Genomic DNA, 20,956 nt, shown 5'->3' on the forward strand with positions numbered 1-20,956 from the left:
TCCTTCAGAGGTAGGGCATTCGCTGTCGCACCTTCATCTGAGTGGAGACGGTATACAACCGGCCCTGCAAGGAGGTGCTCCATGACAGACCACAGTACCAATAATGTGGTTGACCTCTTCACCGGCGAGCCTATCGAAACTTCTGCTGACAGGCGCTTTATTCGCCTTTCGCCAGAGCTAGATGGCTTGGAAATGCTCTACTCCAACAACTCCAGCGGCACAGATCTGTATAGCCTGAAAATTTTATGCTGGGGTCTTAAAGCCAATGGCGAGGTCGTAGGCCTCGTTCCCTGGCTCAACACCATAGTGGCCTGTCCCGCTATCAAGGACCCTCTCGACGGGCGCTTTGAGGGCTACTATGACCCCGGCATCGAGGAAATCTTCCATCAACCCCCTATTCACAAGATCGTCGAGTTGGAGACTGCGGCCGAGTACTTTGAATACGAGAGTAATAAAGCTGAGGAAGTGCTCCAGGAAATTCCCGACACCATCGGTACCCACGCGGTGTTTATGGACAAACCACGTGAAAACCTGACGCTGATAGAGGTTATCAGCTGGCGGTTGCACGCCGACGGGGAGATTCACGGCATGCTTATTGACCACGATATCGTTGAAACCACCCCGGTGTTACCGGGAGACCACTGCCTGTACCCCGCACAGGAGAGCGAGGGATTCCGCTACTTTTTCCAACACCATATCGCCAACAAAATTAAATCCGAGGACCCCGAGGCCCTGGCCGCGATCGCAGCTCTGGTGACAGCACCCTGATCCACAGGGCCCGCCAGGCTTTTCATGCAAAAAACTCCCAGCCCCGCCAGTGGCGGGGGCTGGAGCGTTTATGACCCGCTATTCCGCTTTTTTAATCCAGTAGACGAACTCGTCGTTTTCCTCGGCGTGCTGTACCAGTTCATAGCCCAGAAATTGACAGAACTTGGGTACATCCCGCTGAGTAGAGGGGTCGGTGGCAACCATTTTCAACACTTCACCCTCGGCGACTTTACGCACCGCTGAGTGCAGCATCATGACGGGTTCCGGGCACAAGAGGCCGCGGGCATCTAGGGTGTGATCTGACTTCATAAGCGCCATTGTGCGCAATTTTGCCGCTGCCGTCATCACTGGGTACAGCAGCGCTGCCCGGTAATTCACCGTCACCCGCACTAAAATCCTCTGAGGCTAAGGCAATTTGAGCAGGCAATGATTTACGTGCTGATTGAGCGGGAAATCGCCGCAGAGATGCAGGGCAGCTATGAAGAGGCCGCCCGCAAGATTCTCACCCACGCCTACCGCACCGTGGGTTTTATTGAGGGGCAGACCTATATCGAGAAGGGCAATCCCCTGCGGCGCTTCACCCTCTCCAAGTGGCAATCGGAGCTGCACTGGCAACACTGGTATACCAGCGAGGAGCGCCGCGCACAGATGGCGCTCCTCAACCCGCTGATGATGCGGGAGGAGCGCATTACTATTCTGGAGACCGCGGCATAAACCGGGCGGCCAACTCCACTGCCGTTTGCCAGTGCTGAAGCTGGCTAAAGCCACTGGCGCGACGGGGCTTGAAGTCGTGATCGCCGTCCTCCAGCCACTCGATTCCGACCCTATCCGACAGGCCGTAGCCCTCCACTTCGGCCCGGTTGCCCAATGGGTCCCGGTCCCCCTGAATCACCAGGGTCGGGCAGCGTATATCCAGCAAGTGTGCAGTTCGCAGTTTTTCCGGCTTGCCCTGGGGGTGGAATGGATACCCCAGACATACGGCACCGGCAATCGCCTTCTGCCCCCAGTACTCATCCGCCAATAGACTCGCCACTCGCCCGCCCATGGACTTACCACCGATAAACAGGGGTAGCCCGGGGCCGAACTGATCAATTTGCTCGCGGAACGACTCTTGCAGCTGCGGCATGGTATTGGGTGGGCGCTTACTGCCACCAGTGCGCCGCTGCGCCATATAGGGGAACTCAAAGCGCGCGACCTCGACGCCCCGCTCACACAACCCCTGCGCCAGAAACTGCATAAACTCACTGTCCATCGGCGCCCCGGCGCCGTGGGCAAACAGAAAGCGCGCGCGGGGTTTATCCGGGCGATCGATTAAACATTCAGACATCGGCCGGCAGGTCCTCAGCCAGGACCAAGTTGACGGTCTCTTCATCGGGCTCAAACCAGATCACCACCTGCCCGGATTGCAGCTGGCGGCGCAGGCTGGCGACCTTGTCCACCAGCTCCACCTCGCGCTCACCGTACTCGGTGCCCTCGCGGGTGGCGTATTCCTCCAGCAGGTTTTGCAGGGTCTCGGTATCCAGTTGTTCGAAGGGAATAATCATACAGCGAAAAATTCAGATAGGTCGGGAGCGGCAATCGCCACTCCCGATATATTACAGTCAATCGAAATCGATCAGGCGTTGGGCTTGCGGAAACGCAGGGTCATACGGTCGCTCTCACCGATGGCGAGGTACTTTTCGCGGTCCTCATCTCCCAGGCGCAGGACCGGCGGCAGAGTCCAAACCCCCTTGGGGTGCTTGGCGGTATCTTTGGGGTTGGCGTTGACTTCGCTGGCCTCTTCGAACTCAAAGCCGGCTTTTTTCGCCAGCTCGATCACGTGCTCCTGAGTCACATAGCCGCTGGACACCATATCCTCCAGGCTGGTACCTGGTTTGGCGCGATGCTCGACAATTCCCAGAACACCGCCGGGTTTCAGCGCGGCAAAAAAGCTGGCGAAAGCTTCATCGGCATAATCGCGATACATCCAGTTGTGTACGTTGCGGAAAGTTACTACGGCATCGGCACTGCCTGCCGGAGCAATCTCGCGACCGGTTTGCGGGGCAAACTCAGTCACAATCACATTTTTATAGGCCTTATCATTGGCAGCCAGCTTCGCTTTGAAGTTCTTCAGAGAGCGTTTGTAGTAGTCGGACTCACTATTCTCAGGGAAGTGCGCCGCATATAAGGTCCCTTCCTTGCTCAGGTAGGGGCCCAGGATTTCGGTATACCAACCGCCGCCGGGGGTAATTTCCACCACCGTCATATCCGGCTCAATACCCATAAAGGTCAGGGTCTTCACCGGGTTGCGATACTGGTCCCGCGCAACGTAATCCTTGCTGCGGTGATCCCCTTTAATAACGGCAGAAAAATCGGCAGCCTGGGCAGTGCCGGCCAAAGCCAGGGCTCCGGCCAGAGCCAGCAGGGATTTCTTAAAATTGCTCGTCATAGTTCTTCCTGTGTTGTTATCGTTGGTCCAACTTGGTTTGCACACTATCGATCTTATCCTGTATGGATTGCTCGCGGTCGATACGGGTTCCCAGTTTCAGGCTGGAACTGATCCGCTCGGCGCCCATTTGATGTACCCGCTCGTGGCACTCTTTAACCGCCGCCATCACCTTATCCCAGTCCCCCTCGATATTGGTACCGTAGGCGTGCAGGCGATAGGAGAGTCCGGCGGCCTCCAGCACCCGCTCGCATTCGGCAACGTATTTACTGACGGAGACACCCACGCCGATAGGGATCACACACAAGTCCGCAATCACGTTCATCAACAGTTCCTCGTTAAAATACCGACAAGTAAGCTTCAAAATAACGCTTTTGAGATTGGCCGATAGAGTTATCCGACGAGATCCTATTACAATGTCAGCTCAACGTCTCTCGTGAAGCAAAGGAACTTTATATGCAACAGCACTTCGTTATCTCCATGATCTCTGATGATAAGCCCGGTGTCGTGGAAAAGCTTTCAGCAGTTATCGCAGATAACGGCGGCAACTGGGAAGACAGCCATATGGCCCACTTCGCCGGTAAGTTTGCCGGAATCCTGCGCGTAGTAGCGCCCGCAGATAAAAGCCAAGCACTGAAAGAGGCGCTACTGGCCCTGGCTGACGCCGGCTACAATCTGATGATCGAAGATGCCATCGCCGTATCCGCCAAACCCCAACAAACACTGACCCTAAAACTGGTGGGCAACGACCGCCCCGGTATAGTGCGCGAGATATCCCGCGCCCTCACCGCCCACCATATCAATATGGAGCAGCTGGAAACCTCCTACGGCAGCACCCCCTGGAGCGGTGAGCCCCTGTTCAACGCCGAGTGTACGATCAGCGTGGCCGAGGATATGGATCTGGATGGCCTGCGCGATGACCTCGATCAAATCGCCAATGAACTGGGGGTCGAAATCGATTGCGAGGAGATCGCCACCCCCATCTAATTGTGGAATAATCCGCAGCCGTACCGGGTCGGGCGCCACTGCCCGACCCGACTAGAAGTCTCTCCAGCGCAAACGCCACTCCATGTTCAAAATTGTTTTATACCAACCCGAAATAGCGCCAAATACCGGCAATATTATTCGACTTTGCGCCAATACTGGCGCCGAGCTGCACCTTATCGAACCCCTGGGTTTCGATATGGACGACAAGCGCCTGCGCCGCGCCGGCCTCGACTACAGCGAGTACAGCCGCGTGGTGCGCCACAGGGACTGGCAGTCCTTTATCGATAGCGAGCAGCCCGCCCGGGTACTGGCCCTCTCCACCAAGGGGAGCAAAAGCCATACCGAGATCGAGTATCAGGCGGACGACGCCATTGTGTTTGGCCCGGAGACCCGGGGACTGCCCGCAGAGTTCCTGCAAGCCGTCGGGGCCGATAACACCCTGCGTATTCCCATGCGTGCCGAGAGCCGCAGTATCAACCTGTCCAATGCCGCCGCCATCGTGATCTACGAGGCCTGGCGACAACTGGATTTTAGTGGCGCCCTGTCGCAGCAGTAAGAAGTTCACCCTCTATGCAAAGTTCCCAAGCCCCCATAGGACTCTTTTACGGTTCCAGCACCTGCTATACCGAAATGGCTGCGGAAAAAATCCGCCAGTGTATCGGCCCCCAGTGGATTGATATCCACAATGTTGCGGAGGCCGATATCAACCTCGCAGAAGATTACGACTTCTTGCTATTCGGTATTCCCACCTGGGACTACGGCGAGCTGCAAGAGGACTGGGAAAATATCTGGGACGATCTGGCCGCACTGGATCTACACGGCAAAAAGGTCGCACTGTTTGGCCTCGGGGACCAGGAGGGCTACCCCCAGTGGTTCCAGGATGCCCTGGGCTACCTGCACTCGCAGCTGCTGGCCTGCGGCGCCCGCGCTGTGGGCTACTGGCCCGTCGATGGCTATGAGTTTGAAGAGTCCAAAGGGCTGACCGACGATGGCAGCCAATTTGTCGGGCTGGCCCTGGATGAAGAGAGCGAATTCGACCTGAGTGAAGAGCGCATCCAGCGCTGGTGCGCCCAGGTAATGCGCGAGTTTGGCTTGCGGGATGAGGGCTGACGGAAGTCTTATTGTGAGCGAACCGGACAAGAAGTACGCAGAGATCGAATGGCGTGAAGATGGCCAGCCGCTGTCCCGCGCCTACGACGATATCTATTTCTCCAGCGCCTCCGGCCTGGAGGAGAGCCGCTACGTTTTCCTACAGCAAAACGCCCTGGCGGAGCGCTGGCAGCAGCTCGCGGAAAACGACACCTTTACTATCGCCGAAACGGGCTTCGGCACCGGCCTGAACTTCCTCGCCGCCGCCGAACTGTGGCAGAAAACGGCTCCCCAAAGTGCCCGCCTGCACTTTATCTCAGTAGAGAAATTTCCCCTGCGCCCCGACGACCTGCGCAGGGCACTGGATCTCTGGCCACAACTGGCAGAGCTCGCACAAGCGCTGATCGATAACTACCCGCCCCTGCTGGCCAGCGGCATTCACCGGCTGCACTTTGGCCAGATCAGCCTGACCCTGATTATCGGGGAGGCCAGTGAGGCGCTGGAGAGCCTGCGCCTGCACAGGGACGGCGATCGGCAAGTCGATGCCTGGTTTCTGGACGGGTTTGCCCCGGCCAAAAACCCGGATATGTGGACGCCGGAGCTGTTTAACAGCATGGCCGCCCTCAGCCGTGCCAGCGCCACCTTCGCCACATTTACCTGTGCCGGACTGGTTAAGCGCGGGCTCCGCGATGCCGGCTTTTCCCTGCGCAAGGTTCCCGGCTTCGGGCGCAAGCGCGAGATGCTGTGCGGCACTCTAGAGAGCCCGCAGGTAAATGAGGTGCGGGAAACTCCGTGGCACCTGCCCCAGCAAGAGAGCCCCCTCCCTAAAACTGTCGCTATTGTCGGCGCCGGTATTGCCAGCGCCACCACGGCCCGGGCACTGGCAGAGCGCGGCGTTAAAGTACAGGTATTTGAGCGGGGAGAGGAACCGGGCTCCGGTGGCTCCGGGAATGAGCAGGGAATCCTCTACGCCAAACTTTCGCCCAAGCCCGGCCCCAATGGGGACTTCAATCTCCACGCCCTGATGTTTGCCCAGCGCTACTACCGCAACCGCTGCGCCAAAGTGAGCCACTTCAGCGGCCTGCTGCAATTGGCGCAAACTGAACGGGAGCAGCTGTTGCAGAGCCAGGTCGCCGCCACACTGGCAGAGAGCGACGGACAGCAACTGGCAGAGCCCGTCGATGCGCGGACCGCCAGCTCCCTGGCGGGTATCGATCTAACTGTGGGCGGCCTGCACTTCCCCCGCGCCGGGTGGATTGAGCCCCGCAAAGTCTGCGCCACTTTATTGCAGCACCCCAATATCACCTTGCACAGGCACTGCTCCGTGCTGGAGTTGCAGCGCAATGCCGCAAACTGGCGGGTACACACCGCTGGGGAGGCGTTTACGGTCGATGCCGTTGTCCTCTGTGGCGCCAATGATATTCGCCAGTTTGCACCGGCGGCGACCCTCCCCTTGAGGCCGATTCGCGGCCAGGTGTCCCGAGCTAGCGCCACTGAGAACTCCTCGCGCTTGCAAATGGCACTGTGCGGTGAGGGCTATATCACTCCCGCCCACCGGGGCCGTCAGAGTTTTGGTGCCACCTTTAAACTCAAAGAGACTGCAACAGAACTGCGGGATAGCGAGCACAATGAGAACCTACAGACCCTGGCGGGACTGCTGCCGGAAGTAGCGGCAGAGTTTTCACAGCAGGCCCTCGCCGGTCGCGCCGCCCTGCGCGCCGCAACCCCCGACTACCTGCCCCTGGCCGGTCCCATACCCCACTGGGACTCTATCGGCACCACCTACGTCGCCCTGCGCAAGAACCGCAAGCAGTACATTGCCGCACGGGCCGACTATCAGGCGGGACTCTATGTGATGGGAGGTCTGGGCTCCCGGGGCTTTACCTACGCGCCACTGACCGCCGAGGTGCTGGCATCCTGGATGCTGAACGAACCCCTGCCGGTCAGCGCTACCCTCGCCAAAGCCCTGCACCCAGCGCGCTTTGCCATTCGCGATCTGGGGCGAAACCGGGATATCAGCTAGGGGGCGTTTCAGGCGCCCCCTTTGCTGACAGCAGGCTGGCACTGCCGGAACCACAGGCGACGATCGTCTTCATCGCCGCCTCAACACTCACCCCGGGCAGTATTTCCACACACTCCGCCGGCACGTGAAAAACAAACCCGGAGGTGGGTACCGGCGCTGTGGGCACATAGACGGTCATATCCCCGTTGGGGTGCTGAGAGGTGACAATCGCCGTCACCGTCAGGGGATTGTCGGCGCCGTGGATACGGACCTTGGCCACCGGCCCCGCCAGCACTCCCTCACCACCGCCGCCAATAAATTGGATCACCACGTCTTTAATCGTGCTGTAACCCGGTGCCAGACGCCCCAGCCAGTGGTCCACATGGCGGTGCAGCCAGCTGCCCACACTGGTTTTCACCAGCAAACCGATGGCGAAACAGCCCCCGAGAATCAGGGCTATCACCACGAGCCGGGCGAGGGTATCCTTGAACTCCGTATGCGCTTCCAGCCAAATGACAGCGGGAGCAACGAGGTCGCTGACCTGACCGAACAGCCACTGGAATAGCAGAACAAAGATAGCGATAGGCAGTACCACCGCTAGGCCACCTAACAGCGTCAATGTGATAAATGTTTTAATTCTGGTCATAGGTTATTGATGAATCGACTTCTCTTGAACAACTGGATATGGCTATTGCTTGTCGCCCTGCTGGCGCACAGTGCAGCCGCAGAGACACCACTCCAAACAACGCCTTTTTCCATTCTGGAGGAGCGCCAGCGCAATGGGAATCATTTCACCCAGGGGCTTTTCTACGACGGTCAGCGCTGGTGGGAAAGCAGTGGGCTCTACCGCCGCTCCTGGCTCGCGGAGTATACCGACCCCGGTGCCAACCCGGTAAGACGCAAGTGGCTGGCCAGGAATCGCTTCGCCGAGGGGCTCACCGTTCTCGACAATAAGCTCTACTTGCTCACCTACAAAGCGGGAGAAGTTCATGTCTACCAGGCGGACAATCTCCAACACCTGAAGGTTATGCACTATCGGGGCGAAGGCTGGGGCCTCACCAGTAACGGTGAGCAGCTCATTATGAGCAATGGCAGCGGCGAACTGGTTTTCCGCAACCCCGAGACGTTCGAGGCAGTGCGGTATCTCAAAGTTCAAGGCGGCGGCGAGACCTGGTCCAACCTCAATGAATTGGAGTTCGCCGAGGGGCTAATTTGGGCCAATATCTGGCAGGACAAGCGGGTTATCGCCATAGACCCGGAAACTGGCCAAGTGCGCGGTCTTATTGACCTCAGCGCCCTCAACCCCAGCGGCAGAGACCACCCGGATACGGTGGCCAATGGTATCGCCTGGGACAGAGCCAGGAACGGGCTCTGGGTCACCGGCAAATACTGGCAGCAGCTCTACCTTATCCGCCCCGAGGGATTGGGTTTCCAGCGCGGTGCGGCGCCATAACTAATGCCGGTGGGTCACCGTCAGTACACCGCCATCGCGAATATACTCCATTGCAGATAACTGCAATTGCAGGCGGTAACCGTGCCCCCGGCTCTGCAGGCTCACGCCCTCCAGGCCCGCTTCACCGTCGTATAGAATGGTGGATTCCCCGTGTTCATTTTCCCATTGGACATACTCCACTTCCCGCATCCCCGGCAATTCCAGAGTCACAACCGTCAACGCCTCCGGCAGCGGCTGCAATTCGACCTGGGCGACTCCCGAAGCAGTAGCCAGGGAAAATGCCAGCTGGTTTTCCGGCGCGGTCTGCCAGCCCAAGTGGGTATCAGCCACTACAGACTGAACCAGTTTGTGCGGTGGGGTGGCCGTACACCCCAGAAGCCCTGCGGGAACCGTCAACGACAACACAGTTGACAAAATCAATGTGCGCATAGCCCTATCCTTAGCTTGTCGCCGTGATGGCCTGGGATTATAACCCCTGAAATATGTCACGGGCATAAAGCGGCCTATTTCATTCAATTTCAGTGCTCCGCCCTTCAATAACATACCGCACAGCGCCGGGTCGCAAGGTATACTCCGCGCCATGAACTCTCCACAGCATATTCTCGAACACGTCTTCGGCTACACGAACTTCCGCGACCCACAGCAAGCGGTGATCGACACTTTAGTCGCAGGCAATGATGCCCTGGTACTGATGCCCACCGGCGGTGGTAAATCTCTGTGCTACCAGATTCCCGCTCTGGCGCGCCCCGGCTGCGGCGTTGTTATCTCCCCCCTGATCGCCCTGATGCAGGATCAGGTCGAGGCCTTACAGGAAGCCGGCATCCGCGCCGCCTACCTGAATTCATCGCTGGCCTACGACGAAATCCAGGCGATCGAAAGCCAGTTATTGCACGGTGAACTGGACCTTCTGTACCTGGCTCCGGAGCGGCTGTTGCAAGCGCGCACCCTGTCACTCCTCCAGCGGGTGGAGCTCTCGCTATTTGCCATCGATGAAGCCCACTGCGTCTCCCAGTGGGGCCACGATTTTCGCGCCGATTACCTGCAACTCAACTGCCTGCACGAACAGTTCCCCCGGGTGCCTCGTATCGCCCTGACCGCGACGGCGGACAAGCGCACCCGCGCAGAAATTGCCCAGCGCCTGGACCTGGAGGAAGCGCGCCACTTTGTCAGCAGCTTCGACCGCCCCAATATCCAGTACCGCATTGAACCCAAGGACAACCAGCGCCGCCAACTGCTGCAATTTTTACAGAGCGGGCAGCAGGGCAATGCCGGGGTTATTTACTGCCTGTCCCGGGCCAAGGTGGAGAGCACCGCCGAGTGGCTGAACCAACAGGGGTTCACCGCCCTGCCCTATCACGCCGGCCTGCCCGCCGAGACCCGCGCCGAAAACCAGCGCCGCTTTCTGCGGGAAGAGGGGGTGATTGTTGTCGCCACCATCGCCTTTGGCATGGGGATCGACAAGCCGGATGTGCGCTTCGTAGTTCACCTGGACCTGCCCAAGAGTATCGAGGCCTATTATCAGGAAACCGGCCGCGCCGGCCGCGATGGCGAGGCCTCGGTGGCGCTGCTGCTCTACGGTCTCGAGGATGTGGTCAAGATCGGTCAGATGGTGGAGTCCTCCGAGGGCAGCGAGGAGCACAAGCGCCAGGAGCGCAGCCGCCTGAATGCCATGCTCGGCCTGTGTGAAATTACCAGCTGCCGCCGCCAGGCTCTGCTGGACTACTTTGCCGAACCCTTGGACCAGCCCTGCGGCAACTGCGATACCTGCCTGGAGCCGCCCGCCACCTGGGATGCCAGTGAGGCAGCAGTGAAGCTGCTCTCCTGCGTCTATCGCACCGGGCAGCGCTTTGGTGCCAGCCATGTCATCGATGTGCTGCGCGGCTCCGAGAACGAAAAAGTGCGCAAGTTCGCCCACGATCAGCTCTCCACTCACGGTATTGGCAAAGATCTGAGCACTGCCGAGTGGCGGCTGATCGTGCGCCAGCTGATTGTGCGCGGCTACCTCGAAGTGGAGGGGGAATTCCAGGGCCTGAGGCTGACGGAGATCTGTCGGCCACTGCTGCGCCGGGAAGAGACCCTCAGCCTGCGCAAGCTCCCCGCCAAAGCGGCGCGCGCCCAGGGGCGCGACAATCGCAACCTGGATGACCTCACCCCGGAAAACCAAGTGCTCTGGGAGGCCCTGCGCGACTGTCGCAAACAGCTGGCAGAGGAGCGCGGGGTACCGCCCTATGTCGTCTTCCACGATGCAACCCTGCGCGGCATGGTGCAAGCGCACCCACAAACCCGCAGTGAACTGCTGGCGGTCTCCGGGGTTGGCGACAGCAAGCTCGAGCGTTTCGGCGATGCGTTTTTGGCCGTGCTGAGGGATTTCCCCAAACACGAATAACCCCAAGCGGTCGGGAGCTTTTCCCCAAAACACCGAGCTGTGTTACAAAGGGCGCAAAGCAGTAAAACAATAATTGATAAACCCGACTGAGAGAGCACTATGAAAGTTATCGGCCACCTGATTAATGGCACTCTGGTTAACCACACCAGTGCCGCAGGTAACTCCGAGTTCCAGGAAGTGAGCAATCCCTCCACTAACGAGGTTATCGGCCGAGTTGCGCTGGCCTCCAAAGCCACTGTCGAAGAGGCCATTAGCGCAGCTGAAGCCGCCTTTCCCGCCTGGCGCAATCTGCCCACCGCCAAGCGGGTGCGCATTATGTACCGCCTGAGAGACCTCCTACAGGAGAATGCGGCAAAGATTTGCGAACTGATCACCCTGGAGCACGGTAAGGTGCTCGACGATGCCATGGGAGAGTTACAGCGGGGCATCGAAAATATCGAATACGTGTGCTCCGCCCCGGAAATGCTCAAGGGCGAGCACAGCAAAAATGTCGGGCCGGCAATAGATTCCTGGAGTGAATTCCAGCCCTTGGGTGTCTGCGCAGGCATTACCCCCTTTAACTTCCCCGCCATGGTTCCCCTGTGGATGTGGCCCATGGCGATTGCCTGCGGCAACACCTTTGTTCTCAAGCCCTCTGAGCGCACCCCCTCCTCGGCCCTGTTTATCGCGGAACTGGGTATCGAAGCGGGCATCCCCGCTGGCGTTTTAAATGTAGTTAACGGCGGCAAGGAAGCAGTCGACACACTCCTGACCGACAAACGTATCCAAGCGCTCAGCTTTGTCGGCTCCACCCCGGTCGCCGAGTATGTCTACACCACCGGCACCACCCACGGGAAACGAGTACAGGCGTTTGGCGGGGCGAAAAACCACGCGATCGTTATGCCCGATGCCGACCTGGACAATGCCGTCGCCGCCCTGATGGGCGCCGCCTACGGCTCCTGTGGCGAGCGCTGCATGGCCATCTCGGTCGCGGTTGCGGTGGGCGATGACACGGCCAATGCCCTGGTTGAGAAGCTCAAAGGGCAAATCGCTGATCTCAGGGTCGGCGACGGTATGGATAGCCAGAGCGATATGGGGCCATTAGTTACCCGGCAACACCTGCAAAAAGTAGAGCGCTATATTGCCGCCGGTATCAATGAAGGTGCCGAGCTGGTAATCGACGGGCGCAACCAGACCGTTTCCGGCTTTGAGAATGGCAACTACCTGGGCCCCTGCCTATTCGATCGTGTTACCCCGGAAATGTCGATTCACAGCGGGGAAATTTTTGGCCCGGTTCTGTGCGTGATGCGCGTCGAAACCATGCAGGAGGCCATGGATATTATCGATGCCCACGAATACGGCAACGGCACCTGCCTATTCACCCGCGACGGTGAGGCGGCGCGCTATTTCAGCGATAATATTAAAGTCGGTATGGTAGGTATCAACGTGCCCCTGCCGGTACCGGTGGCACACCACAGTTTTGGTGGCTGGAAGCGCTCTCTGTTTGGCGACCTGCACGCCTACGGCCCCGACTCAGTGCGCTTTTATACCAAACGCAAAACCATTACCCAGCGCTGGCCGGCCAGCGGGGTAAGGGAAGGTATTCAGTTCAGCTTTCCCTCTAATCAATAAAGGGCCGAGGCAACCCCAAGCTCAAAGTCAGCAATCCCTCAGAGAGGGCCCGCAGCTCAGCGGGCCCTCTTTTAGCGCCCAGGCCATTAACTCAAAACACTTCCAGCCCGGCTTTCGCCCGCCAATATAATTACCTTTCCAACTCGCTTATAGAAAACATAACCTCCCCCTATAGTCACAAAAACCTATAGGTTTATTTTTTGCGACTCGTCACATTTACTTTATAAAAACAAGGTGAGATTATTTGTTTAGCAATACTTGGAATAATTATTATGAAAAGCACCCTTCTCACCATCGCCCTGGCTTCTGCTCTTGCAGCCAGCAACCCCGCAGCGGCACAGGAAGACGCCTCTTTTAAGCAGTGTAAAAAGTGGCAGCAAAAGGTTGAGAAATTTCGTGAGAAACGAAAAGATGGCGGCTCTGGAGAGCAGATGGAAAAGTGGAAGGACAAGATAAAAAAACTTAGAGAAAAGTTTGAAGATTACAACTGTGAAAAATATAAATACCAACTGTAATCAATAGGTGATCAGTGCAACCGCCCAAAAGCAGTAAATAACTCTCTCCCGCCCCCTGCCAACATTAAAAAACCCCTAAATAAGAAAGGGCGCCGAAGCGCCCTTTTTAGTTGCACGCCCAATTACCAGTGGAAGTTAAACTTGTAGCCTACACCGATGTTGAACGACCAGGGATCAAAGAGATAATCACCACCAAATCTGTGACGATACAGCTCGTTGTCATTGTCGCTGTCATACCATAAAGTATTCACTTCAACATCGGTATCAACGCTATAGTAGATAGCGGCAAGGTTAACCAGCCAGCTGCTATCATGTCCGAAGTTAAAGTCGACACCCACTTGCCAGGTATAACCCCAGCTGTCATTGAGGTTTACACGGCCTCGCTCCCAGGGTACGAATTCGAAATCGTCATCATACCAGCCCCAGTTTCTCAGGCGCTCATCGGTAAAATCAGCGTAGTTAATACCAGCGCCGATATAGGGCTGAACTAAGCAGGAGGGATCCAGGGGATAATAATTCAGATAGAGCGCCGTGAGGTGTGGCTTCCATCTGGCAAAGTCATCCCGACTGTATTGATTCCTAAATTCAGGGTTAAAGCGATATAACCAGGGTCTGCGATCACCTCCCGTATGGCGGTCACCCTGCGTGTAACTCAGGGATACGCTCATATGGTCAGTGGCTCGCCACTCCGCATTAATAAACCAACCCCACTCATCGCTGGGATCAATATTAGTGCGGAATGCACCCCAGTCCTCAATAAACTCATCAGGCCCGGTCAGCCATCTGTCAGCAAAAGTGACATTGTCCGAGTTGGGGGAGACATAGGCTCCGCCAATGCGAACCTTAAACTCCTGAGTTTTGGCTGGGGGTGGAGGGGCATAGCCAGCAGGTCCTGCCGAAGCGACACTAGAGATTGCTAAGGCGAGGGGCGTCATAACGGGGATCAGAATACGCGTCATCTTCATTTGTAGTAACTCCATTGATATTCAGCAGATCAAACAGCAATCAGCCCAATCAATGCTCAGTCTAGTCGCACGAAGTAACGGCCGTATAAAAAACCATCAAATGTTGGCGTATAAAAAAGGATATGTTGTTTTCTGGCAGAAAAATCGCCTTTTGGCGGTTAGTTTTTCCGAAAAAAGTATGATTTTAAAAGTGGCAAGGCGCCTGTTGAAATTCTAGCGGCCAGCAGGGCCACAGTGGCAGGAAAAAATCTAAATTTTTTTAGTAAAAATAGACGACAAGTTACCGCAAAAATTACCGGCGGGGGAAATCTCTATAGATCTCAAATGGCGTAAAAAGAAAGCGGAATAATCCCTCGATAGAGTATTGCTGGAAACAGCGCGACAGGCCCCAGCAGCGGGGCCTCACAAAGGCAAATTACCGTTACTTTTTTCCACCCTGGCATTCAGGGCTTTGCGGTGCCTGCCCCTGCCACTCTTGCGGGTTGTAAGTGTGAAGTGCCAGCGCGTGAATAGGGCCGGCCATCTCCTCAGCGAGAGCGGCGTAGACTTTCTGGTGGCGCTGAACTTTCCTTGCCGAATTGAAAGCTTCACTCACCAAAACGACTCGGAAGTGCATTTCAGAGCCGGCGGGCACATTGTGCATATGGCTCTCACACTCCACTTCAATATGCAGGGGGGAAAATTCTGCGGTCAGTTTTTCTTTTATTGTCTCGGCAAGACTCATCTATTAACTCCTCTATTTACACTACAGCAAGGCGAGCGGCCTAACTGACAACCTTTGCCCGCTGCTTGCGCGCCTCAACAATCGCTTCATAGGCGACCGTAATACTTTTCATCTGATCGTCCGCATGGCGCATAAACTCTTCCGGCAATCCTTTGGAGGCAATTTTATCCGGGTGGTATTCGGCGGCTTTTCTGCGGTAGGCCAGTTTGAGCTCTCTATCGCTGGTCTCCGGAGTGCACCCCAACACGGCGTAATGCCGTTCGAGATCTAGCGCGCTATGCCGCCCTCCCCCTGCGAACTCATTTTGCATCGCGGCAAACAGGGATTCATGCAAGCCCAAATCGATGGGGATACGCCTTAGAATTTCCTCTTCGGCGCTGTGCAACTCGCCATCGACATGGGCAACCGCAAATAAAAGACGGTACACCATCTCCCGCATTGCCTGGTCGCGAACCAATTGGCGATACTGTTTCGCATAGTCGTAAATACTGTACTTATCCGTCTTGGCATTTTCAAAAATACGGATCGCGTGCTTGCGTTCCTCGCTACCCAGGCGGAGGTTATTGCGAATAAACTCTTCAATAAAATCGACTTCCGCTTTGGAAACCCGCCCATCGGCCTTGGCCATTTTTGCCAACATTGAAAACAGTGTGACAATAAAGACGGTCTGCGCCCCATCCCGGCTCAGCGCCTGGGCGGCCTTCCCCAGGCGCTGCTGTAAACTGGAACCAAATGAACTGCCCACCCAGGCCCCCAGCGCCGCACCGATGGGGCCGCCAAACATAAAGCCAAAACCGGCACCTAACCCCGCCCCTAACCAGGACATATTCTCTCCTAGGCGCTGAAAACTGCGCCCGCTATATCAATATCAAATAAGTAAAACGCGCCTATCATACCACGGTCCCCAGCGCCTAAACTTTCCCCTGTGAACAGGTAGTCAAAAGTTTGTAAGGCTGCTGAAATCCCCAATCGATCTTTTGGCACCCCAATTTATCTCGAAACTATCGCTAGCCCCCGGGCCCAATTATGTTTTGAGAGGACAACTCCAATTTAAAGGCAAGCCGGATGACAAGACGGCCAAACGTATTTCTCATAGGCTCCACCTTGGCCCTAGGCGCTATCGCCCTTCTCTTGAGTGGCTGCGAGCAGCGCCAAGGGGATGACCGCAAAAGCTCCGACGCCAACGGGCTACAGCACCGGGACTGGGAAACCATCGTAGAGGTGCTGCTGCATCCCCGCTGCCTCAATTGCCATCAATTGGAGAGGCCGCTAATAAATGAAGGGTTACCCCATGTGCCCCTGGTAGAGCGCGGCCCAGATAATATGGGGGTCGGGGCTATGCGTTGCAACAACTGCCACTCACATAAAAATAATCCGGTCACCGGCGCCCCCGGAGCACCGGGGTGGGTTATGGCACCCATTGAGCTTAACTGGTCACAAAAACCCTCAGCGGAGATCTGCCAGTTGCTGAGCAGCCCCCGCGAAAACGGCGGGCGGTCTCCCGTGAGCCAGTTAGAATTTGTGAGTCACAGCGCTTTGGTATTGTGGGGATGGCACCCTGGAGACAGCCGACAGCCGGTCAACATTTCCCACAGTCAGTTTATCGAGGCTATGAAGGGGTGGATCGCGGCGGGAACCCCCTGCCCGACACTGGAACCTTAAAATATATCAGCGCTTCCCGTGCTATTTGCCAGTGGAAAGGGGTCTGATGGCGGCGGCACTAACCCAAAGCCGGAAACTTGTGCAGCCAATCGCCCCCCCGCCCAACGACATAGAGATCTTCATCGGATGCGGCAACAGCGCCCTCAACCCCAACAACAACCCCCCCTATTTCACGCACCAAGGTTTCGGGCAAGAAGGCAAGTAGAGCCCCATTCATCACCAGGCGGCAGAGAACCCCGTAATCATTGACAACCACCTGTACCTGGCGGGAGAAATCACTCTCCGGCCAGCCATCGCTGCCGATTCCCCGCTCCTCGCCACAAAAGGGCGATATCCTCGGAGCGGCAAAGGGGAAGCGCAACACCTCCGCCAGTGCAACCCCCTCGCGCGCAGATTCAGCGGCTAAGGGGTGATGGGGCCCGGCGGCGATACACATCGCGATAGAGCCGAGTGGACGAACCTCCATTGCCGGGGACAGCTGCCCGAGAACTGCCCCGGTAATCAGGGCCAAGTCTACCTCCCCCCTGGCCAGCATCTTTACGGCCAGGGTCTCATAGGCCGAGGTAAATGACAGTCGCACTCCCGCATATTCACTGGACAACTCGCGATGGATAAACCCACCCCAGGCCAGTTGCAGCATAGTGGGCGCAGCGATTCGACACTCCAGCAGCGCACCCGCACCGCGCACTTCAGTACGGACCTGCCGGGCAATCGCCACCATCTCAACCGCCCGACTTTGCAGCCGGCGCCCCGCATCATTGATTTTTAACTGCTTGCCAATCCGGTCAAATAGGCGGACACCCAGCTCTTCCTCAAGGCGCTTCAAGACCTTACTCAGCCCACCCGGCGTGGCATCCAGCCTATCTGCGGCGCGTTGCAAGTTCTCCGTTGCGGCAATCACCAGAAATTTTTCCAGGGCCTCTATTTCCATAATGGAATCAGTTATCTCTATTATCGAATCGATTGGTTACTAATGTACGCTTAGAATTCCCCGCATCCAAGATCTTAAGTGATGCAAAATCTATGAAAACCATTCTTCTCAGCTGGGCACTGATTATCAGCACGAGCCTGTGCTTCGCCCAGACGCCCGCCGTACAGAGCGACGATTCCATTGGCACCCACGGCATGGCCCTGCTTGCCGTTGACGGGCAAATAATCGCCTCACATATGCCACTCCACGGTGGGCGACACAGCCATCAGGTTATTTTGGGAGTGGAAGTGACAGACCGCAAAGACGTGAACAAGCTTCTACAGCAACATAAGTTAGTCACGCTGCTACCGGAAACATTCTCCCTGAACGCATTGCGCAGTGGAACACTGAATGCCTTTAGCGCCCAGCTATTTAACGGGCATTTTGAGCGGGGGGGAAAACCTGCACTGCAAACTGCTTTCCAGGTCACTACCCGGTTGATGGACAGCCCGTTGGTGCAAAAAGAAAACGGCCACTACCGCTTAATTACCCTTAAAGATATTTCTCTGCTAGTCCACGAAATAGCCTCCACCCCCAGCTTCGACCAGATACTGCTGGTTAGTACCGAGCGAGGCGCACCCGGTAAAATTTACAGCGGCAGCAGCAAGCCGCTCTCTGAAGACAACTGGCCGCAAAGCCTAACTGCGGCAGGTATTCACCTGAAAAAAGAGTTGTATTTTGAGCACCAGGATTTCCAGTAAATGAGTAAGCCAATTCTGGTTATCCAGCACGAAGCAACTGAGGGACCGGGATATATCGGTGACTGGGCTGAACAGCAGCAAATACCGCTCTCTATCCTCAACCCACAGCAGTCACCGCTCCCGCAAAGTGGTTTTAGCGGTGTTATTCTTCTGGGGGGATTGATGAATGTCTGTGACCGCGACAAATACTCCTGGCTTGCCGATGAAATTGCCTGGGTGAAAAACTGTATCGAACAACCGATCCCAATACTGGGTATTTGCCTCGGCGCTCAGATTTTGGCCCATGCTCTGGGAGCAGAAATTCGCCCACTCCCCCGAGAGGAGATGGGCTGGCTGCCGATAAGATCGACTGCGGGCGCAGATTTTAATTTAGGCCATGTATTCCACGCACACAGCTACTACTTTGCCATCCCAGAGGGGGCAAAGTGCCTGGCGGAATCTGACCTATGCCCCCACCAGGCATTTCTGTTCGGCAAAAATGTGCTGGGATTACAATTTCATCTCGAGTGGTCGCCAACAGATATTGCCCGGTTATTCCCCCAACACCTTAAAATCCACGGCACCCCAGAGGCGCTGCATCGCAAAGGGCGCGATTCGCTATTTAAGCTGCTTGACGCGCACTTCACCCGGCCAGCGCTTGCTTGAGGAGAAAGTGGGAGAAGATCAACAGGCTTTATCGCCGGCCGCCGGCCAATAAAGCGGCTGGCTTACTCAGAGCATTTGATCCCACTTTCAAAGCAAACACCGCCGCGCTGGGTGCAGGTTTCAAGCAGTTTTCCCTTCGCCTCGATACGGCTAAAGCCATTTACATGTATGCCTCCCGCCCTTGCATCCTTCATATAACAAGTCCACTTAGGCCGCTCCACCACTGGCAGCGGCTGTACCACCTGGGACTGGGCTTCAATGCTCGCCTGCAACTCCAGAATCACATCCTGTAACTGGTGAATATTTTTTCGCAACCTAGCCACCTCTCTCTCTAAGTCGCGGACATTTTCCGCGCTAGCACTCTGCTTGTGGTCAACGCGCATCTCTTTGCGCAACTGAATCACTTCTTTCTTCAACAGGCGAATTTCTTCCGCTGCTGGATAGTGCTCATGTGCGGAAACTGTAGCGGAGAGGAGGGTAAAAAACAGGATAATCGGGAGACTGCGCATAGACTTACTTCCGGGTAAAGTTCTAATTCAACTGACAAGTTGATGGAGAATATAGCGCAAACAACCTTAACTCAAAATGAATCTTATCGGCCCTCTTATCCAGCACTTCTGTACCAGAAGAAAACCTGACAAGCCTCAAACAGCCCTGCCCCGGACCAATAAAAAAGGGCGAACACTGTTCGCCCTTTACTCGCAGCTGAGAGTTGCCGATTAGCCGCCGGTAAGGCTGCGCACCATACTGATCATCACCCCGGCCGCCACCGCAGAGCCGATAACACCGGCTACGTTGGGACCCATAGCATGCATCAGCAGGAAGTTGTGCGGATTGGATTCCAGCCCCACTTTGTTGGACACCCGCGCCGCCATCGGGACCGCAGAGACGCCGGCAGAGCCAATCAGTGGATTGATTTTATGCTTGCTGAATACATTGATCAGCTTCGCCATCAACACACCTGTCGCAGTGCCAATGGCAAATGCCACAATGCCCAGGGCCAGGATGCCCAGAGTTTTGGGGTCGAGGAACTTGTCTGCCGCCAACTTTGAACCGACCGACAAACCCAGGAAAATCGTGGTGATATTGATCAGGGCATTCTGCGCGGTATCCGATAAGCGCGATACTACACCGCACTCGCGCATCAAGTTACCGAAACAGAACATTCCCAACAGCGGTGCCGCAGCGGGCAGACACAGGGCCACCAAAATAAGCAGCAGCAGCGGGAATGCAATTTTTTCCCGCTTGCTCACATGGCGCAGCTGTACCATTTCAATTTTACGCTCCTGCTCAGTGGTCAGAGCGCGCATAATCGGCGGCTGGATCATAGGGACCAGCGCCATATAGGAATAGGCCGCGACCGCAATAGCCCCCAACAAATCCGGGGCCAACAAACTGGAAACGTAAATTGCCGTGGGGCCGTCGGCGCCACCGATAATACCGATCGCTGCGGCATCGGCGATAGAGAAGTCCATTATTCCCGCTACCGATAGACCCACCGCACCGAGCACCGTGGCAAAAATCCCGAACTGAGCTGCCGCACCGAGAAACAGGGTGCGCGGGTTGGCGAGCAGCGGGCCAAAGTCTGTCATCGCGCCCACCCCCATAAAGATCACCAGCGGGGCAACACCGGAAGCAATAGCCACGGAATAGAAGTTATACAGCATACCGTTGCTGAAACCGGCATCCCGGGCAAACTCCGCCACCTGCACCTGCACCGCTGCCGGCGCACTGGCCAGGGCCTCTTTCAGGGCGGGCAGGCCGGAATTGCTCTCGAGCCCCAGGATCTGGGCCATCTGCGCCCAAATCGCCGTATCCCCCTGGACCAGAGCCGCCTCGGCGGCTGACAGGGCCAGGTCGGCGCCGGGAATATTGGCCAGGATTCCACCAAAGCCGATAGGCACCAATAGCAGGGGCTCAAAATTTTTGCGAATCGCCAGAAACAGCAGGCCCAAGCCTACCAGGATCATAATCAACTGGCCCGATGCCATCTGTGCGACACCGGAGGATTGCCATAGCGTAATTAGATTATCCACGTGTGACTCCTACCTTT

General features: G+C 56.6%; 26 protein-coding genes. 13 read left to right on the plus strand and 13 right to left on the minus strand.

Annotated elements, in window-relative coordinates; all coding sequences use genetic code 11:
- The first annotated feature begins 81 nt into the window (after nt 1-81).
- The gene (locus ACJJIK_RS07400; protein ID WP_444930429.1) at nt 82-768 is read left to right on the plus strand and encodes a hypothetical protein; all 687 of its coding nucleotides are present in this window, start codon (nt 82-84) and stop codon (nt 766-768) included.
- A 78-nt stretch (nt 769-846) separates the two neighbouring features.
- Here the strand turns inward: ACJJIK_RS07400 and tusA are convergent, their stop codons facing one another.
- Nucleotides 847-1,077, minus strand: a complete 231-nt coding sequence (gene tusA, locus ACJJIK_RS07405) for a sulfurtransferase TusA (RefSeq protein WP_444932299.1) — start codon at nt 1,075-1,077, stop codon at nt 847-849.
- A gap of 117 nt (nt 1,078-1,194) precedes the next feature.
- On the opposite strand from tusA, the gene ACJJIK_RS07410 reads away from it, so the two are divergent.
- Nucleotides 1,195-1,482, plus strand: a complete 288-nt coding sequence (locus ACJJIK_RS07410; protein WP_444930428.1) for an antibiotic biosynthesis monooxygenase family protein — start codon at nt 1,195-1,197, stop codon at nt 1,480-1,482.
- Here ACJJIK_RS07410 and ACJJIK_RS07415 read toward each other — a convergent pair.
- The 4 genes from ACJJIK_RS07415 to ACJJIK_RS07430 all read right to left on the minus strand — a co-directional run bounded on the left by ACJJIK_RS07415 (nt 1,460) and on the right by ACJJIK_RS07430 (nt 3,518).
- A complete protein-coding gene (locus ACJJIK_RS07415) occupies nt 1,460-2,095 on the minus strand; it encodes an alpha/beta family hydrolase (protein ID WP_444944623.1) in 636 nt (211 codons plus the stop codon). The genes ACJJIK_RS07410 and ACJJIK_RS07415 overlap by 23 nt on opposite strands.
- Entirely contained in the window at nt 2,088-2,312 is a 225-nt protein-coding gene (locus tag ACJJIK_RS07420) for a YheU family protein (protein WP_444930426.1), read from the minus strand. Before ACJJIK_RS07420 ends, ACJJIK_RS07415 begins: the two co-directional genes overlap by 8 nt.
- Before the next feature lie 71 nt (nt 2,313-2,383).
- Nucleotides 2,384-3,196, minus strand: coding sequence for a class I SAM-dependent methyltransferase (locus ACJJIK_RS07425; protein ID WP_444944624.1), 813 nt, complete (start codon nt 3,194-3,196; stop codon nt 2,384-2,386).
- 16 nt (nt 3,197-3,212) lie between these two features.
- Nucleotides 3,213-3,518 carry an MTH1187 family thiamine-binding protein gene (locus tag ACJJIK_RS07430; protein ID WP_444930424.1) on the minus strand — a complete coding sequence of 102 codons (306 nt, stop codon included), beginning with the start codon at nt 3,516-3,518 and terminating at the stop codon, nt 3,213-3,215.
- 131 nt (nt 3,519-3,649) lie between these two features.
- Here ACJJIK_RS07430 and ACJJIK_RS07435 point away from each other — a divergent pair, with 131 nt between their 5' ends.
- The 4 genes from ACJJIK_RS07435 (at nt 3,650) to mnmC (ending at nt 7,292) form a co-directional block, all read left to right on the plus strand.
- On the plus strand, nt 3,650-4,180 hold the full coding sequence (locus ACJJIK_RS07435; RefSeq protein WP_444930423.1) for a glycine cleavage system protein R: 531 nt from the start codon (nt 3,650-3,652) through the stop codon (nt 4,178-4,180).
- A gap of 82 nt (nt 4,181-4,262) precedes the next feature.
- Entirely contained in the window at nt 4,263-4,736 is a 474-nt protein-coding gene (gene trmL, locus ACJJIK_RS07440; protein WP_444930422.1) for a tRNA (uridine(34)/cytosine(34)/5-carboxymethylaminomethyluridine(34)-2'-O)-methyltransferase TrmL, read from the plus strand.
- A 14-nt stretch (nt 4,737-4,750) separates the two neighbouring features.
- A complete protein-coding gene (fldB, locus tag ACJJIK_RS07445) occupies nt 4,751-5,290 on the plus strand; it encodes a flavodoxin FldB (RefSeq protein WP_444944625.1) in 540 nt (179 codons plus the stop codon).
- A gap of 13 nt (nt 5,291-5,303) precedes the next feature.
- Nucleotides 5,304-7,292, plus strand: coding sequence for a bifunctional tRNA (5-methylaminomethyl-2-thiouridine)(34)-methyltransferase MnmD/FAD-dependent 5-carboxymethylaminomethyl-2-thiouridine(34) oxidoreductase MnmC (mnmC, locus tag ACJJIK_RS07450; protein WP_444944626.1), 1,989 nt, complete (start codon nt 5,304-5,306; stop codon nt 7,290-7,292).
- Here the strand turns inward: mnmC and ACJJIK_RS07455 are convergent.
- Entirely contained in the window at nt 7,285-7,917 is a 633-nt protein-coding gene (locus tag ACJJIK_RS07455) for a DUF502 domain-containing protein (RefSeq protein WP_444944627.1), read from the minus strand. The two genes, mnmC and ACJJIK_RS07455, sit on opposite strands and share 8 nt — an antisense overlap.
- A gap of 9 nt (nt 7,918-7,926) precedes the next feature.
- On the opposite strand from ACJJIK_RS07455, the gene ACJJIK_RS07460 reads away from it, so the two are divergent.
- On the plus strand, nt 7,927-8,724 hold the full coding sequence (locus tag ACJJIK_RS07460; protein WP_444944628.1) for a glutaminyl-peptide cyclotransferase: 798 nt from the start codon (nt 7,927-7,929) through the stop codon (nt 8,722-8,724).
- Here the strand turns inward: ACJJIK_RS07460 and ACJJIK_RS07465 are convergent, their stop codons facing one another.
- Nucleotides 8,725-9,153, minus strand: coding sequence for a hypothetical protein (locus ACJJIK_RS07465; protein ID WP_444944629.1), 429 nt, complete (start codon nt 9,151-9,153; stop codon nt 8,725-8,727).
- 151 nt (nt 9,154-9,304) lie between these two features.
- Between ACJJIK_RS07465 and recQ the strand changes: the two genes are divergently transcribed.
- The 3 genes from recQ to ACJJIK_RS07480 all read left to right on the plus strand — a co-directional run bounded on the left by recQ (nt 9,305) and on the right by ACJJIK_RS07480 (nt 13,236).
- Nucleotides 9,305-11,110 carry a DNA helicase RecQ gene (gene recQ, locus ACJJIK_RS07470; RefSeq protein ID WP_444944630.1) on the plus strand — a complete coding sequence of 602 codons (1,806 nt, stop codon included), beginning with the start codon at nt 9,305-9,307 and terminating at the stop codon, nt 11,108-11,110.
- Nucleotides 11,111-11,209: 99 nt separating this feature from the next.
- A complete protein-coding gene (locus ACJJIK_RS07475; RefSeq protein ID WP_444944631.1) occupies nt 11,210-12,721 on the plus strand; it encodes a CoA-acylating methylmalonate-semialdehyde dehydrogenase in 1,512 nt (503 codons plus the stop codon).
- A gap of 272 nt (nt 12,722-12,993) precedes the next feature.
- Nucleotides 12,994-13,236, plus strand: a complete 243-nt coding sequence (locus ACJJIK_RS07480) for a hypothetical protein (protein WP_444930414.1) — start codon at nt 12,994-12,996, stop codon at nt 13,234-13,236.
- A 122-nt stretch (nt 13,237-13,358) separates the two neighbouring features.
- On the opposite strand, the gene ACJJIK_RS07485 is transcribed toward ACJJIK_RS07480, so the two are convergent.
- From ACJJIK_RS07485 to djlA, 3 genes are all read right to left on the minus strand, one after another.
- Nucleotides 13,359-14,201 (minus strand): OmpW/AlkL family protein, encoded by an 843-nt coding sequence (locus tag ACJJIK_RS07485; RefSeq protein WP_444930413.1) that lies wholly within the window; start codon nt 14,199-14,201, stop codon nt 13,359-13,361.
- Nucleotides 14,202-14,622: 421 nt separating this feature from the next.
- Nucleotides 14,623-14,925 carry a BolA family protein gene (locus ACJJIK_RS07490; RefSeq protein WP_444930412.1) on the minus strand — a complete coding sequence of 101 codons (303 nt, stop codon included), beginning with the start codon at nt 14,923-14,925 and terminating at the stop codon, nt 14,623-14,625.
- A 40-nt stretch (nt 14,926-14,965) separates the two neighbouring features.
- On the minus strand, nt 14,966-15,751 hold the full coding sequence (djlA, locus tag ACJJIK_RS07495) for a co-chaperone DjlA (protein ID WP_444930411.1): 786 nt from the start codon (nt 15,749-15,751) through the stop codon (nt 14,966-14,968).
- 239 nt (nt 15,752-15,990) lie between these two features.
- Between djlA and ACJJIK_RS07500 the strand changes: the two genes are divergently transcribed.
- Entirely contained in the window at nt 15,991-16,587 is a 597-nt protein-coding gene (locus ACJJIK_RS07500; RefSeq protein WP_444930410.1) for a hypothetical protein, read from the plus strand.
- Nucleotides 16,588-16,645: 58 nt separating this feature from the next.
- Here ACJJIK_RS07500 and ACJJIK_RS07505 read toward each other — a convergent pair whose 3' ends face one another.
- Complete coding sequence (locus tag ACJJIK_RS07505; protein WP_444944632.1) at nt 16,646-17,518, minus strand: LysR family transcriptional regulator; 873 nt, start codon at nt 17,516-17,518, stop codon at nt 16,646-16,648.
- 92 nt (nt 17,519-17,610) lie between these two features.
- On the opposite strand from ACJJIK_RS07505, the gene ACJJIK_RS07510 reads away from it, so the two are divergent.
- Together ACJJIK_RS07510 and ACJJIK_RS07515 are read left to right on the plus strand one after the other, a co-directional pair.
- Nucleotides 17,611-18,258, plus strand: coding sequence for a hypothetical protein (locus ACJJIK_RS07510; RefSeq protein ID WP_444944633.1), 648 nt, complete (start codon nt 17,611-17,613; stop codon nt 18,256-18,258).
- On the plus strand, nt 18,259-18,903 hold the full coding sequence (locus ACJJIK_RS07515) for a type 1 glutamine amidotransferase (protein WP_444930407.1): 645 nt from the start codon (nt 18,259-18,261) through the stop codon (nt 18,901-18,903).
- A gap of 62 nt (nt 18,904-18,965) precedes the next feature.
- Here ACJJIK_RS07515 and ACJJIK_RS07520 read toward each other — a convergent pair whose 3' ends face one another.
- Together ACJJIK_RS07520 and ACJJIK_RS07525 are read right to left on the minus strand one after the other, a co-directional pair.
- Nucleotides 18,966-19,412, minus strand: a complete 447-nt coding sequence (locus ACJJIK_RS07520) for a hypothetical protein (protein ID WP_444944634.1) — start codon at nt 19,410-19,412, stop codon at nt 18,966-18,968.
- Between the two features lie 210 nt (nt 19,413-19,622).
- A complete protein-coding gene (locus tag ACJJIK_RS07525) occupies nt 19,623-20,939 on the minus strand; it encodes a sodium ion-translocating decarboxylase subunit beta (protein WP_444944635.1) in 1,317 nt (438 codons plus the stop codon).
- Nucleotides 20,940-20,956: the final 17 nt, after the last annotated feature.

The organism is Microbulbifer regidiadema (SeqCode) (genome assembly GCF_052466995.1).